The organism is Cupriavidus taiwanensis (assembly GCF_900250075.1).
GTDB classification, from domain to species: domain Bacteria; phylum Pseudomonadota; class Gammaproteobacteria; order Burkholderiales; family Burkholderiaceae; genus Cupriavidus; species Cupriavidus taiwanensis_C.
Map to the genome: position 1 here is coordinate 2641128 of NZ_LT977070.1, position 13810 is coordinate 2654937.

The window sequence follows — 13810 nt, forward strand, 5'->3', positions numbered from 1 at the left end:
ACACCAACCCGATGCTCGAACCCCAAACCCAAGGCAACACCTTCCTCTACTGGAGACCATCATGACCACGCTGACCATCAAGGACCTGTCCTCCGCCGCCACCCTCGACAGCAAGCGCATGCACGCCGTGCGCGGCGGCATGTCGTACCTGCCCTTCGCCGCCGTCTACAGCCCCGTCAAGCTGTCGGTCGACAAGAGCATCACCGCCGTGCAGGAGATCGCGCAGATGCAGTCCGTCACCAACCTGAACGGCAACGGCTCGGCCTTCCTGGACCACGTCAAGTCCGACGTGCGCACCAACCAGAACGCCACCAACAACATCTTCGGCTGAGCCTTCGCGCCCCGCTGACTGAATCCAGACACTGACTACCGATACCGGAGACCATCATGACCACGCTGACCATCCAGGACCTGTCCGCCGCCGCAACCCTCGACCGCAAGCGCATGCACGCCGTGCGCGGCGGCATGTCGTACCTGCCCTTCGCCGCCGTCTACATGCCGATCAAGGCGTTGGTCGACAAGAGCATCAGCGCCGTGCAGAGCATCGCGCAGATGCAGTCCGTCACCAACCTGAACGGCAATGGCTCGGCCTTCCTGGACCACGTCAAATCCGACGTGCACACCAACCAGAACGCCACCAACAACATCTTCGGCTGAAACCCGATGCGCAGCGCGCGCGGAGCCTGCCCGACCGCAGCAATCTCCGCGCCTGCCACCCCCACACCGATTCCAAGGAGCCCCATCATGTCAACCATCCTCGTCCGCGACCTTGCCCTGAGCAAGGAACTCGACCGTGCCTCGCTGGGTGCCGTACGCGGCGGCAGCTCGTGGCTCAGCCGCGGTGTCGGCGATGTCGGCCCGCTCGCCAACGTCACCGTCAACGTCAACCAGAACATCGCGCAGCTGCAAAGCATCAACGTCAACACGCTCAACAACAGCTTTGTCGGCCCCGGCGTCGGCCCGGTGCGCGTCAACGTCAACCCGTCGCAATGGGCCGGCAACTTTGCCGCCGTCTGAGCGCAGCGCGCGGCGGCCCGCGGCAGGATCGCGGGACCGCCTCGCCGCCTATACTGAAGCGGTCCCGCGGCCGCAAGGCCGTGGTCCCGCTTGACCGGAGACAGCCATGGCAGTGATCGTCATCAAGGATTTGCCCGACAGCATGGATCTCGACCGGCAGGCCATGACCACCATCCTCGGTGGCGGGCGCACTGCCGGCGGCCAGGCATGGCATGGCTTGCGGCGCCAGGGCGCCGCGCGCATCGTCGACTACCCGGGTGGCCTGCCCGGCAACCGCCATGTGATGCCGCGCGAGGCGCCGCTTGGCCGGCTGCCGCGCAAGTCCGCGGGCAAGGATGCCGGGGACTGAAAGCGACCGCCGGCCCAAATGAAAAGCCCGCCATCTCTGGCGGGCTTTGGATGCGGACGGGCCCGGACCGCCTGGGTCACGCGGTCAGCAGTTCGGTCATTCTGTATCCATGCAGGCTTCCCATGATTCCGCCCATGACGCGGACGCCCATCCGGACCACCCGGAGAGTCGCAGGAAGACTGGCGCCTGGAGTCAATGACCGCAGTGCTTGCCGCGAACAGCGGCGCAATGCCGCTGAAGGAGGTCAAGCGGGAGCGTTTTCGTCCGCCCCGTGCGGGCATCCTGTGTGCTCGCGCCTAAAGTATAGGCGGGGCATTTCCGCTTTCAACCAGCGGGCCGGTCACTGCTACGCAGGTGCTGCAGCGCAGACATATCCGGTTACGTTTTCGCAGTGCAACAAAATTCTGGCACTCTGCTATAATCCGCGCCGTGAGTTTCGCAACTGTGAGATCCGCCAAGCGCCCGGCTTGCTGCCGCGGCGAATCCGCTGCCCTCCCAAGCTCTGTTTCCTCGCTGCCGGACGCCTAGTCATCACAAATGGCCCCAGCCGCCCAGCAGAACGCACCGCTCACCTGACGTCGCCTCGTCTCCGATCCTGTTGAACAGCCTGAACTGAGCTGTTTGCCTGCCAGGGACATGGCCGGACCGCCCCGCGGTAACCAGCCACCACCCTGCCTGCCGCCGTACTGCCAGCTGTGTCTGTCGTAACGGCCTCACCGATTGGCGCCGAAGCCTTTTTAAGACTTTGCACTGCGCCCACCCCATTCTGCGTTTCGGGGTGCCATGCATTTATTTGACCATTCGACATGACCCAGCACGACATTCGTGCGGAGCAAGCTATTGCCTCCGCGACCGACGCTTCGATCACTTCCGACGCTGCCCAGAGCCCGCTCGACAAGCTCGACGCCCTGCTCAACCCCAGCCCGGCAGTTGAAGAAGCCCCGGCCGTGGAAAGCGGTTTCGCCAAGCTTGGCCTCGATGCGGCCATCCTGCGCGCCCTCTCCGAACTGAACTACAACACGCCCACGCCGGTGCAGGCCCAGGCCATCCCGGCCTTCCTGGCCGGCCGCGACCTGCTGGTCTCGAGCCAGACCGGCTCGGGCAAGACCGCCGCGTTCATGCTGCCCGCGATCCAGCGCATCAGCGAAATGCCGGCGCCGCAGCGCGCCACCGAGCCCGCCAAGCGCATGAAGGGCAAGCGCCCCCGTCCGGCCCCGGCCCAGCCGGCGCTGCTGGTGCTGACGCCCACGCGCGAACTGGCGCTGCAGGTGACCGAGGCCGCCGCCAAGTACGGCCGCAACCTGCGCCGCATCGTCTGCGCCAGCATCCTGGGCGGCATGCCCTACCCCAAGCAGCTGGCCATGCTGGCCAAGATGCCTGACATCCTGGTGGCGACGCCGGGCCGCCTGCTCGACCATATCGATGCCGGCCGCATCGACCTGTCGGCGCTGCAGATGCTGGTGTTCGACGAAGCCGACCGCATGCTCGACATGGGCTTTGCCGACGACATCGACGCCATCGTCAATGCCACCCCGGCTTCGCGCCAGACGCTGATGTTCTCGGCCACGCTGGATGCGCGCATCGCCCAGCTGGCGTCGCGCCAGCTGAAGGATCCGCAGCGCATCGAGATCGCCGCGGCCCGCGCCGACCAGAGCCATATCGAGCAGCGCCTGCACTTCACCGACGACATGTCGCACAAGGAGCGCCTGCTGGACCACCTGCTGCGCGACGCGTCGCTCAAGCAGGCGATCGTCTTCACCGCCACCAAGCGCGATGCCGATTCGCTGGCCGAGCGCCTGTCCGACACCGGCTTCTCCGCCGGCGCGCTGCACGGCGACATGACCCAGGGCGCGCGCAACCGCACCCTGACCGCGCTGCGCCGCGGCAACCTGCGCGTGCTGGTGGCCACCGACGTGGCCGCGCGCGGCATCGACGTGCCCGATATCACCCACGTGGTCAACTTCGACCTGCCCAAGCAGGCCGAGGACTACGTGCACCGCATCGGCCGTACCGGCCGCGCGGGCCGCTCGGGCATCGCCATCAACCTGGTCAACCACAACGACATGTTCCAGTGGCGCCGGATCGAGCGCTTCACCAACCAGCGCGTCGACGCGTCGGTGATCGAGGGCCTGGAGCCGCGCCGCGCGCCCAAGCCGCGCTCGAACTTCGGCGGCAAGCCGGGTGGCGGCCGCGGTGACTTCCGCGGCAACGGCGGCGGCAATGGCGGCTACCGTGGCGGCGAACGCAGCTTCGGCGACCGCAAGTTCGGCGGCGACAACCGCACCGGTTTTGGCGAGCGCAAGTTCGGTGGCGAGAGCCGCGGCTTCGGCAATCGCACGGAAGGCGCGCGCCCGTTCGGCGACGACAACCGTGGCGGCTTCGGCAACCGCGAAGGCGGCTACCGTGGCCAGGGCGGCGGCTACCGCGGCGCCAGCGACGGTGCCCGCGGCTTCGGCAACCGTGACGGCGGCCGTCCGTTCGGCGACGATCCGCGCGGCGGCTTCGGCAACCGTGACGGCAACCGCGGCTTCGGCGAAGGCCGCGGCAATGGCGGCGGCTACCGTGGCAATGGCGGCAGCGGCGAAGGCCGCAGCTTCGGCAACCGCGACGGCAACCGCGGCTTTGGCGGTGGCTTCGCCGGCAACGGCGGCAACGGCGGCAACCGCAACAGCCGCTCGCGCTACGAGCGTTGAGCGCGCGGTGCGCTGAGCGCACCTGCCGCATGACAAAACAGGGCACCCTCGGGTGCCCTGTTTTTTTGCTGGCGCCGCTACAACGCGCAGGTACGAAAGCCGATGAAGGACAGGTCGTCCTCGGGCAGCCTCGCCCAGCGCGCGCGCACATGGCGCAGCCGCGCCGGACTGGCGAACGAGACCGCGCGCACCGCCTGGTGCGTGCCGAAGCGCCCCACCATGTCGCCGTCGGACGGCGCGGCGACAAAGCCGGCATACGGCTCGTATGGCGTGGCGGTCCACTCGCGCAGCGCGCCCCACTGCAGGCCGCGGTTCTGGGTCGCGGCGAGTTCCCATTCCGATTCCGCCGGCAGGCGCCGGCCGGCCCAGACGCACCACGCCTGCGCCTCGTACAGCGTGACGTGGCGCACCGCCTCGTCGGGATTGAGCGTGCGCAGCGTGCCGAAGCGTTCCAGCATCCACGCGCGCGACTCCGGATGGCGCGACCAGTAGCGCGGCGCGGAGCGTTCCTGCGTCATCAGCCATTGCCGTCCCGCCGACGACCACCAGGCCGGATGCTCGTAGCCGCCGTCCTCGACGAATTCGAGGAACTGCGCGTTGCTGACCAGCGCCATGTCGATTTCGAACGCGGGCACGTAGGTCGGCTGAGGCGGCAACTCGTCAGGCCAGGCAAAGCCATCGGCGTCGCTCCAGCCGAGGGTGAAGCGCCCGCCCGGGAAATGCAGCGTGCCGCCATGACCGGCGGGCGGCGCCGGCGCCGCGCCGGCGGCCTCCGCGGGGGCCATGCCAAGCGCCTGCAGCAGCGCGGCCACGCCCTCGCCCTGCGCGTCTTCATGCAGCAGCGCGCGACGGTACGGGTACAGCGTCAGGTCGGTGTCGTCGGGCAGCAGCGCAATCCGGCGCAGCACGCCGTCGAGCACCTCGGCGGCATAGCGCTTGACCACCGCGACGTCGGGCAGCGCGATCTCCCAGCGCTCGTCGGGCCCGATGCGGTCGGGATCGAACCATTCATCGGCGCCGTCCAGCAGCGACGGCTCCGATGCCACCGGCACCGGCACGCCGCCGCGATCGACCTGGCGCACGCCGCGCAGGCACCACCACTCCGCATGCCAGGCAACGTGGCCGAGCGTCCACAGCGGCGGATCGGCATCGTACTGGCGCGGCACGTCCCAGGCGCGGCGGGTCTGCCCGAACGGCGCCAGCCACGCCAGCGTGCGGCTGCGCGTGTCGACCAGTGCCTGCGCCAGCCCTTCGCGCGGCAGCCGGCGCGGGTCCGACCACGTCGCCTTGCCGCCGGTGAAGTAGAGATCGGGAAGCATGGGAAAGCCGCTCATCGGGAAGTCCGCGCAGGGGGTGGAGGATGGACAGGCAGCGGTCCGGATGGCTGCGGGCGACCGGGGGCAGCCGTGGCCGGAGGTGGCGCGCCGTGACACGCCGCGCCGGACTGCGGCCATTATGACACTACCCGACCCACGGGCCGGTCAGCCGCGCGCGTGGAACACCGCGAACCAGCCGCGCGGGTCGGACCAGTACACCGGGTCGTCGAAACCGGCGGCTTCGAGCAGCAGCGCGAAGTCCTCCGGGCGGTATTTGTATGAATCCTCGGTATGGATGCGCTCGCCCGCGGCGAACTCGCGCGCGCCGCCGTCCCATTGCACGCGCACGTCGCGGCTTGCCTGCAGGTGCATCTGGATGCGCGAGGCCGCGCGGTCGAAGCTGGCCTGGTGGCGCCAGTCGTCCAGCGCGAAATCGGTGCCGACGATGCGGTTCACGTTGCGCAGCACATTGCGGTTGAAGGCCGCGGTGACGCCCAGCGCATCGTCATAGGCCGATACCAGCGTGGCTTCGTCCTTGTGCAGGTCCACGCCGATCAGCACGCCGTCGCCGCGCCCGGCCGCGCCGCGCAGGCGCTGCAGCAGCGCCAGCGCCTCCACCGGGGCGAAATTGCCGATGCTCGAGCCCGGATAGAAGAACAAGCGCCTGCCGCGCCTGACCTGGGCCGGCAGGTCGAACGGCGCGCACAGGTCGGCGCCCAGCCCGAGCATCGGGATCTCGGGATGCTGCTGCTGCAGCGACGACAGCGTCGCGCGCAGAAACTCGACCGAGATATCCACCGCCACGTACTGCGCCGGGCGCAGGCTGCCGAACAACCGCGCCGCCTTCTCGCAGTTGCCGGCGCCCAGGTCCACCAGCACGCAGCCGCTGCCCGCGCGTGCGGCGATGGCGGGCGCCGCGCTGGCAAAGATCGCGGCCTCGGTGCGGGTCGGGTAGTACTCGGGCAGGTCGGTGATGGCTTCGAACAGGCGCGAACCCAGCACGTCGTAGAAGAACTTGGGACTGATCGCCGCCTGCGCGGCGCGCAGGCCGGACAGCACCTGCTCGCGCAGCGCGCCGCTGTCTTCGCGGTACTGCTGCACGAACTCCGGCTGCGGCGGGCGCTGCGCGCGGCCGTTGGCCAGCGCCACCAGCGCCGGCGGCGCCACGGCATGGCCGTTATGGTGGTTCAGGGGCGGGAGGGGGGTCTGTGGAGCTTTGTGGCGCGAGGGCGGGTTGGGCGGGTTCGGGACAACCGGCATGTCGTTTCCTTGTGTGGTCGCAAATGGGCACTGCTTCACTGCGTATTCCCCAAGGCCGCGCTGTGCATGTCGTGCGCGCCGGTCTCCGCAATGCGCGCCTGTGCTGTCCGGGGCGCATCGGTCGGAGCCGAACCTCAAGGATAGGCCGATCCGGCGGATCGCGCAGCCCCATGGCCGGGCCCGATACAAAATCGCCATCCACGCGGCGGCGCCCTGGCGTGGCCGGATGGCGCGACGGGGCGAGACGATTACGGCACCCGTGCGAACTTGAGTCAGTATCTTTCCTAATGGGGCATGTCCCTTGCAGTTCGTTTATAATCCCGCCCAACGCGGCCCTGAACCGGCCGTGCCCTCAAAGGGGAGTAGCTCCGGGGCTGATGCCCTTAGCACAATCGTCATTCCGGGACCGCAGTCCCCGGTTGTGCTGACTACCGGCGCGCATACCGCGCCAGTGGTCGAGCAAGACCTTTGCAACCTGGACTTCATGGTTTGCAAAGGCGCCCCCACGCTCCCGTGCCCGTGAATCCAGGCGAACCCAATGCGCGCGCTTGCGCTGATTCGTACCTGAGGAGAGTTCATGGAGTGGTTTACCGATCTGTTCACGATGCAGTTCCTGACGGCGCTGCTGTCCATCGTCGTCATTGACCTGGTGCTGGCCGGCGACAATGCCATCGTGATCGCGCTGGCGGCACGCAACCTGCCGCCCCACCTGCAGAAGAAGGCCATTATCTGGGGTACCGTGGGTGCCGTGGTGGTCCGCTCGGCCATGACGATCGGCGTGGTCTGGCTGCTGAAGATTCCGGGCCTGATGCTGGTGGGCGGCCTGGCGCTGGTGTGGATTGCCTACAAGCTGCTGTCCGACGAAGGCGACGGCGACGAGCATGGCAGCGGTGCCTCGACCCTGTGGGGCGCGATGAAGACCATCATCATCGCCGACGCGGTGATGGGCGTGGACAACGTGCTGGCCGTGGCCGGCGCCGCGCACGGCAGCTTCCTGCTGGTGGTGCTGGGCCTGCTGATCTCCATCCCCATCGTGGTGTGGGGCTCGAGCCTGGTGCTCAAGCTGATGGCCCGCTTCCCGGTCATCATCTACCTGGGCGCCGGCGTGCTGGCGTTCACGGCGGTCAAGATGATCGTGCACGAGCCGATGATCAAGGCGTTCTTCGAAGCCAACCCGGTGGTCAACTGGGGCCTGTACGTGCTGATCGTCGGCGGCGTGCTGGGCGCCGGCTACCTGGTGCAGAAGCGCCGCGAGCAGCAGCAGGAACCGGCCGGCAGCCACTAAGCCTGCCCCGGCGCCAGGGCCCCGTGCCCTTGCCCTGCCGCAAAAGACGGGCCGCCCGGAGGGGCGGCCCGTCTTGCTTTAAAATGCCAGCTTTGCGGGCCCACGCGCCCGCGCCACCTTCCATCCCGCCCCGCGCCGATGAAACAGTACCTCGACTTCATGCGCCATGTTTACGAGCATGGCACCGACAAGGCCGACCGCACCGGCACCGGCACGCGCTCGGTGTTCGGCTACCAGATGCGCTTCGACCTGCGCGAAGGCTTCCCGGTGGTCACCACCAAGAAGCTGCACCTGAAGTCGATCATCTATGAACTGCTGTGGTTCCTGCAGGGCTCGACCAACGTGCGCTGGCTGCAGGAGCACGGCGTCACCATCTGGGACGAGTGGGCCGACGAGCACGGCGAACTGGGCCCGGTCTACGGCTCGCAATGGCGTTCGTGGCCCGCGCCGGATGGCCGCCATATCGACCAGATCTCCGAGCTGGTGGCACAGATCCGCGCCAACCCGGATTCGCGCCGGCTGATCGTGTCGGCCTGGAACGTGGCCGACATCCCGCGCATGAAGCTGCCGCCCTGCCACGCGTTCTTCCAGTTCTACGTGGCCGACGGCCGGCTCTCGTGCCAGCTGTACCAGCGCAGCGCCGACATCTTCCTGGGGGTGCCGTTCAATATCGCCAGCTATGCGCTGCTGACCCACATGATGGCGCAGCAGACCGGGCTGGAAGTGGGCGACTTCATCTGGACCGGCGGCGACTGCCACCTGTACAACAACCATTTCGAGCAGGTGCAGACGCAGCTGGCGCGCGCGCCGCTGGCGCTGCCGCAACTGAAGATCCTGCGCCAGCCCGACAGCCTCTTCGACTACCGCTACGAAGACTTCGAACTGGCCGGCTACCAGTCGCACCCCGCGATCAAGGCACCGGTGGCCGTATGACGCTGCTGACACTGGTTGTAGCGCGCGCCCGCAACGGCACCATCGGCCGCGACAATACGCTGCCGTGGCGCCTGCCGGAAGACCTGGCGCACTTCAAGCGCACCACCATGGGCGCGCCCGTGATCATGGGGCGCAAGACCTGGGATTCGATCGGCCGTCCGCTGCCGGGGCGCCGCAATATCGTGGTCAGCCGCAACCCGGACCTGCGCATCGAGGGGGCCGAGGTGGCACCCTCGCTGGAAGAAGCCCAACGCCTGTGCGTGGGCGCCGAGCAGATCTTCCTGATCGGCGGCGCGCAGCTGTATGCCGAGGCCATGCCGAGCGCGGACCGGCTGGTGGTGACCGAGATCGATGCCGATGTGGAAGGCGATGCTTTCTTCCCCGCGATCGACCCGACGCAATGGCTGGAGGTCTCGCGCGAGACGCATCATTCGGAGGCGAACGGCTTTGACTATGCGTTCGTCACGTATGAGCGGCCGCCGTCGGAAGAATCGTGACCGGCGCATGAAATAAAGAAAGCGGGCCTTGGCCCGCTTTTTTCTGGGCGGTCGATGCTGCTCAGTTGCCCGCGATCGTCATCTGCTCGAGCAGGATCGAGCCGGTCTCCTTGGTGCCGCGCACCAGCGCATCCGCGCCGATCGCGACGATCTGCCGGAACATCTCGGCCATGTTGCCGGCGATGGTGATTTCCTCGACCGGATACTGGATCACGCCATTCTCGACCCAGTAGCCCGACGCGCCGCGCGAATAGTCGCCGGTGACGTAGTTGACGCCCTGCCCCATCAGCTCGGTCACCAGCAGGCCGGTGCCAAGCTTGCGCAGCATGGCGGGGAAATCGTCGCCGGGCTGGCTCAGGCTGCTCGACAGCGTCAGGTTGTGCGAGCCGCCGGCATTGCCGGTGGTCTGCATGCCGAGCTTGCGCGCCGAATAGGTGGACAGGAAATAGCCCTGCACCACGCCGTCCTTGACCACGTCGCGCTCGCGGGTGCGCACGCCTTCCTCGTCGAACGGCGCGCTGCCCATGGCGCCGGGGGTATGCGGCTGCTCATGGATCTGGATATGCGGGGCGAACACGGCCTGGCCCAGCGAATCGCACAGGAAGGTGGACTTGCGGTACAGCGCGCCGCCCGACACCGCCTGCACGAAGGCGCCCAGCAGCCCCGCGGCCAGCGGCGCCTCGAACAGCACCGGGCAGCGGCGCGTCGACAGCTTGCGCGCCTGCAGCCGCGCCAGCGCGCGCTCGGCGGCGTAGCGGCCGATGTCCTCGGGCGCGGCCAGCGCCAGCGGCGAGCGCTTGGACGAATACCAGTCGTCGCGCTGCATGCCGCTGCCGCTGCCGGCGATCGGCGCGCACGAGATGAAATGGCGCGAATACGGATAGCCGCCGGTGAAGCCGCGCGTGGTCGCCAGCACGAACTGCGAATGCTGGGCCGAGACGCTGGCGCCGTCGCTGTTGCGGATGCGCGGCGATACCGCGAAGGCCGCGGCCTCGGCGCGGGTGGCGATGTCGATGGCGGCTTCGGCGTCGAGCGCCCACGGGTGGAACAGGTCCAGGTCCTGCGGCGCGCGCTCGAGCAATTCTTCTTCGGCGAGGCCGGCGCAGTCATCCTCCGCGGTGAAGCGGGCGATGTTGTAGGCCGCTTCGGCGGTGGCGCGCAGCGCGGCCGGCGAGAAGTCGGAGGTGCTGGCGTTGCCGCGGCGCTTGCCGATCATCACCGTGACCCCGACCACCTTGTCGCGGTTCTGCTCGATGGTTTCCACCTGCCCCTTGCGCACCGACACCGACAGGCCGCTGCCTTCGGAGATCTCGGTGGCGGCGTCGGTCGCCCCCAGTTCGCGTGCCACCCGCAGCACATCGGCGGCCATCTCGCTGAGCTGGGCCTGGGTGTAGGTGAAATGCGCGGTCTGTTCGGCGATCTGGTCCATGCTGGGCGGGTGTCATCAAAAGTCCAAGCGGCAATCATAGCAAGATAAAATGCCGGGCATGACGCGAAATTCCCGTAACTCCCAAGGCGCGCGCTTTCCCGGAGGCTTTGCCCCCGAGCCGGAAGACGACGAACCGAAAAGCAAGTCGCAGCGCAAGCGCGACATGACCGCCCTGCAGGACCTCGGCGCCGAACTTGAAGCACTGCCCAAGGACCGCCTGGCGCGCGTGCCGATGCCCGAGGCGCTCGCCGATGCCATCCATGAGGCGCGCCGCATCAACAGCCACGAAGGCAAGCGCCGCCAGATGCAGTACGTCGGCAAGATCATGCGCGGCCTCGAGGACGAAGAGGTCGAGGTGATCCGGCAAGCGCTGGAGGGCTTCAAGGGCACCAGCAAGGCCGAAACCGCCCGCATGCATCTGATCGAGCGCTGGCGCGAGCTGCTGCTGGCCGACGACGCTGCGCTGACGCGTTTCCTCGGCGAGCATCCCGGCATCGACGTGCAGGCGCTGCGCAACACCATCCGCAACGCACGCAGGGAAAAAGAGCTGGGCAAGCCGCCGCGCTATTTCCGCGAGCTGTTCCAGGCAATCAAGACGGCGCTGGACCTGAAGGACGGCAAGGGCCGCGCCGCCGACGAACCCACCCCCGACCATCCGGAGCCCGAGGCATGACCCAGACCACCCAGCCGGTTGTCCGCCACCACCCCGACGAACTCGTGGTCGGCTTCGTTTCGATCTCGGACCGCGCCTCGGCCGGCACCTACCAGGACGAGGGCATCCCGGCGCTGCGCGACTGGTTCGGACGCACGCTGACCTCGCCCTGGCAGGCGGTGGAGCGCCTGATCCCCGACGAGCAGGCGCAGATCTCGCGCACGCTGATCGAGCTGGTCGACGTGGCCGGCTGCGACCTGGTGCTGACCACCGGCGGCACCGGCCCGGCGCGCCGCGACGTGACGCCCGAGGCCACGCTGGCGGTGGGCACCAAGGAAATGCCGGGATTCGGCGAGCAGATGCGCCAGGTCAGCCTGCATTTCGTGCCGACCGCGATCCTGTCGCGCCAGGTGGCGGTGGTGCGCGAGACCGCCAGCCGCGCCGCGCTGATCATCAACCTGCCCGGCCAGCCGCGCGCCATCCGCGAAACCCTGGAAGGCCTGCGCGATGCCGACGGCAAGCCGGTGGTGCCAGGCATCTTTGCCGCGGTGCCGTACTGCATCGACCTGATCGGCGGCCCGTACATGGAAACCGACGAGGCCATCGTCAAGGCCTGGCGTCCCAAGAACGCCGTGCGCGCCAAGCCCGCGGCCTGATCCGCACGGTCCGCCCGCCGGCGCGCGCCGAGCGGGCATGCCGCCTCAGCGCAGCCCGAGGTACAGCCCGACTGGCACGAACACCACCGCGGCGATATTGCCGAGCAGCACGATCGACGCGACCTGGTCCGGCTCCTGCCGGAAATGGTCCGCCACCAGGAAATTCAGCACCGCCGGCGGCAACGCCGCAAACACGAACAGCAAGCCGCGCTGCAGCTCGGTCAGCGGCACCCACTGCGCCAGCGCCAGCGCCACCGCGATGCCGGTCAGCGGGCACACCGCCGCGCCGACCAGCCCCATACCCCAGTTGCGCAGGCTCACATCCTTCATGCGCACGCCCAGCGCAAACAGCATCAGCGGCACTGTGGCATCGCCCAGCAGCTTGACCGACTGGTAGACCGGGTCCGGCAGCGTGAACCACGGCCGCGCCAGCGCCAGCGCCACGCCCGCCACGGTGGCCAGCACCATCGGGTTGCGGGCGATCTGCGCCAGCGACGCATGCCGGTTGACGATCTTCATGCCGATGGTGAAGTGCATCAGGTTCGACGCCGCGAACAGCGCCACCGCCGGCGCCAGCCCGGCCGGGCCGAAGGCGAACACGGACAGCGGCAAACCCATGTTGCCGCAGTTGTTGAACATCATCGGCGGCACGAAGGTGCGCGGATCGACCTTCATCCAGCGCGCCAGCCCCCACGCCAGCACGCCCGAGCCCAGCACCACCGCCACCGCGCAGCCCAGCAGCACCAGCTGGTCGGCCAGCACGAAGTCCTTGCTGACGAAGGCCGACACCACCAGCAGCGGCGCGATCACGTCCAGCGTGGCGCGGTTGATGCCGGCCATGTCCGGATGGGCCTTGCGCCCGTACAGCCACCCGACCAGGATGATCAGGATGACCGGCGTGATGATGGAGACGATGCGCTCGAACATGGGCAGGCGGACGGGAACGCGCCGCCTGCACGGCACGGCGCGCCGGGAATGGTGATGGGCTTGCGCGAGCCGCGCTCCGCTTACTGCGCCGGCGTGCCGGCGGCCGGGGCCTCGCCGGAGGGCGCCGCGCCGGGCGCGGCGTGACGGATAAAGTGGGTGCGGTAGTAGCGCAGCTCTTCCACCGACTCCAGGATGTCGGCCAGCGCCGTATGCAGCTGGCGCTTGACGAAGCCCTTGTGGATGGCCGGCTCCCAGCGCTTGCACAGCTCCTTGAGCGTCGACACGTCGAGGTTGCGGTAGTGGAAGAACGCTTCCAGCTTGGGCATGTAGCGCGCCATGAAGCGACGGTCCTGGCAGATCGAGTTGCCGCACATCGGCGACTTGCCCGCCGGCACCCAGCGCTTGAGGAAGGCCAGCAGCTCGGCTTCGGCCTGCTCTTCGGTCAGGGTCGAGGCTTTGACCTTGTCGATCAGGCCCGAGCGGCCGTGGGTGCCCTTGTTCCAGTTGTCCATGCCGTCGAGCACGGCATCGCTCTGGTGGATCACCAGCACCGGGCCTTCGGCCAGGATATTCAGCTCGGAGTCGGTAATCACCACCGCCACTTCGATGATGCGGTCGGTATCCGGCTGCAGGCCGGTCATTTCCATGTCCAGCCAGATCAGGTTGTTTTCGCTTTTGACGGATTTGGCGGCGGCTTGGCTTGTCATCGGGACTGCGGGAGATAGGGATTTGGGGAAAGCGGCCGCGGCGGCGCCGGGCGCGAACAATTTATAATTCTCGCATATCCGTCCGGGAT

15 protein-coding genes are annotated in these 13810 nt (G+C 68.3%); 10 read left to right on the forward strand and 5 right to left on the reverse strand.

Annotated features, from left to right (window positions below; translation table 11 throughout):
• The first annotated feature begins 61 nt into the window (after nt 1–61).
• The 5 genes from CBM2588_RS12215 (at nt 62) to CBM2588_RS12235 (ending at nt 4059) form a co-directional block, all read left to right on the forward strand.
• Nucleotides 62–331 (forward strand): hypothetical protein, encoded by a 270-nt coding sequence (locus CBM2588_RS12215; RefSeq protein WP_062801216.1) that lies wholly within the window; start codon nt 62–64, stop codon nt 329–331.
• A gap of 56 nt (nt 332–387) precedes the next feature.
• Nucleotides 388–657 carry a hypothetical protein gene (locus CBM2588_RS12220; protein WP_115680723.1) on the forward strand — a complete coding sequence of 90 codons (270 nt, stop codon included), beginning with the start codon at nt 388–390 and terminating at the stop codon, nt 655–657.
• Between the two features lie 87 nt (nt 658–744).
• Complete coding sequence (locus CBM2588_RS12225; RefSeq protein ID WP_062801221.1) at nt 745–1017, forward strand: hypothetical protein; 273 nt, start codon at nt 745–747, stop codon at nt 1015–1017.
• Between the two features lie 106 nt (nt 1018–1123).
• Nucleotides 1124–1366 carry a hypothetical protein gene (locus CBM2588_RS12230; RefSeq protein WP_115680724.1) on the forward strand — a complete coding sequence of 81 codons (243 nt, stop codon included), beginning with the start codon at nt 1124–1126 and terminating at the stop codon, nt 1364–1366.
• An 806-nt stretch (nt 1367–2172) separates the two neighbouring features.
• Nucleotides 2173–4059: a DEAD/DEAH box helicase gene (locus CBM2588_RS12235; RefSeq protein ID WP_115680725.1), complete on the forward strand. Its 1887-nt coding sequence runs from the start codon at nt 2173–2175 to the stop codon at nt 4057–4059.
• A 77-nt stretch (nt 4060–4136) separates the two neighbouring features.
• Here CBM2588_RS12235 and CBM2588_RS12240 read toward each other — a convergent pair whose 3' ends face one another.
• Together CBM2588_RS12240 and egtD are read right to left on the reverse strand one after the other, a co-directional pair.
• Nucleotides 4137–5393: an SUMF1/EgtB/PvdO family nonheme iron enzyme gene (locus CBM2588_RS12240; protein WP_115680726.1), complete on the reverse strand. Its 1257-nt coding sequence runs from the start codon at nt 5391–5393 to the stop codon at nt 4137–4139.
• Nucleotides 5394–5540: 147 nt separating this feature from the next.
• Nucleotides 5541–6635 (reverse strand): L-histidine N(alpha)-methyltransferase, encoded by a 1095-nt coding sequence (gene egtD, locus CBM2588_RS12245; protein WP_115680727.1) that lies wholly within the window; start codon nt 6633–6635, stop codon nt 5541–5543.
• Between the two features lie 577 nt (nt 6636–7212).
• Here egtD and CBM2588_RS12250 point away from each other — a divergent pair.
• The 3 genes from CBM2588_RS12250 to CBM2588_RS12260 all read left to right on the forward strand — a co-directional run bounded on the left by CBM2588_RS12250 (nt 7213) and on the right by CBM2588_RS12260 (nt 9350).
• Nucleotides 7213–7920, forward strand: a complete 708-nt coding sequence (locus CBM2588_RS12250) for a TerC family protein (RefSeq protein WP_115680728.1) — start codon at nt 7213–7215, stop codon at nt 7918–7920.
• A gap of 138 nt (nt 7921–8058) precedes the next feature.
• Nucleotides 8059–8853 (forward strand): thymidylate synthase, encoded by a 795-nt coding sequence (locus CBM2588_RS12255; RefSeq protein WP_115680729.1) that lies wholly within the window; start codon nt 8059–8061, stop codon nt 8851–8853.
• The gene (locus CBM2588_RS12260; RefSeq protein ID WP_115680730.1) at nt 8850–9350 is read left to right on the forward strand and encodes a dihydrofolate reductase; all 501 of its coding nucleotides are present in this window, start codon (nt 8850–8852) and stop codon (nt 9348–9350) included. Before CBM2588_RS12255 ends, CBM2588_RS12260 begins: the two co-directional genes overlap by 4 nt.
• 61 nt (nt 9351–9411) lie before the next feature.
• Here CBM2588_RS12260 and pmbA read toward each other — a convergent pair whose 3' ends face one another.
• Complete coding sequence (gene pmbA, locus CBM2588_RS12265; protein WP_115680731.1) at nt 9412–10779, reverse strand: metalloprotease PmbA; 1368 nt, start codon at nt 10777–10779, stop codon at nt 9412–9414.
• A 58-nt stretch (nt 10780–10837) separates the two neighbouring features.
• On the opposite strand from pmbA, the gene yjgA reads away from it, so the two are divergent.
• Entirely contained in the window at nt 10838–11452 is a 615-nt protein-coding gene (gene yjgA, locus CBM2588_RS12270) for a ribosome biogenesis factor YjgA (protein ID WP_306437240.1), read from the forward strand.
• Entirely contained in the window at nt 11449–12087 is a 639-nt protein-coding gene (mog, locus tag CBM2588_RS12275; protein ID WP_115680733.1) for a molybdopterin adenylyltransferase, read from the forward strand. The genes yjgA and mog overlap by 4 nt, the downstream gene beginning before the upstream one ends.
• A 45-nt stretch (nt 12088–12132) precedes the next feature.
• Here the strand turns inward: mog and CBM2588_RS12280 are convergent, their stop codons facing one another.
• Together CBM2588_RS12280 and orn are read right to left on the reverse strand one after the other, a co-directional pair.
• On the reverse strand, nt 12133–13014 hold the full coding sequence (locus CBM2588_RS12280; protein ID WP_115680734.1) for an AEC family transporter: 882 nt from the start codon (nt 13012–13014) through the stop codon (nt 12133–12135).
• An 80-nt stretch (nt 13015–13094) separates the two neighbouring features.
• On the reverse strand, nt 13095–13721 hold the full coding sequence (orn, locus tag CBM2588_RS12285) for an oligoribonuclease (RefSeq protein WP_115680735.1): 627 nt from the start codon (nt 13719–13721) through the stop codon (nt 13095–13097).
• Nucleotides 13722–13810: the final 89 nt, after the last annotated feature.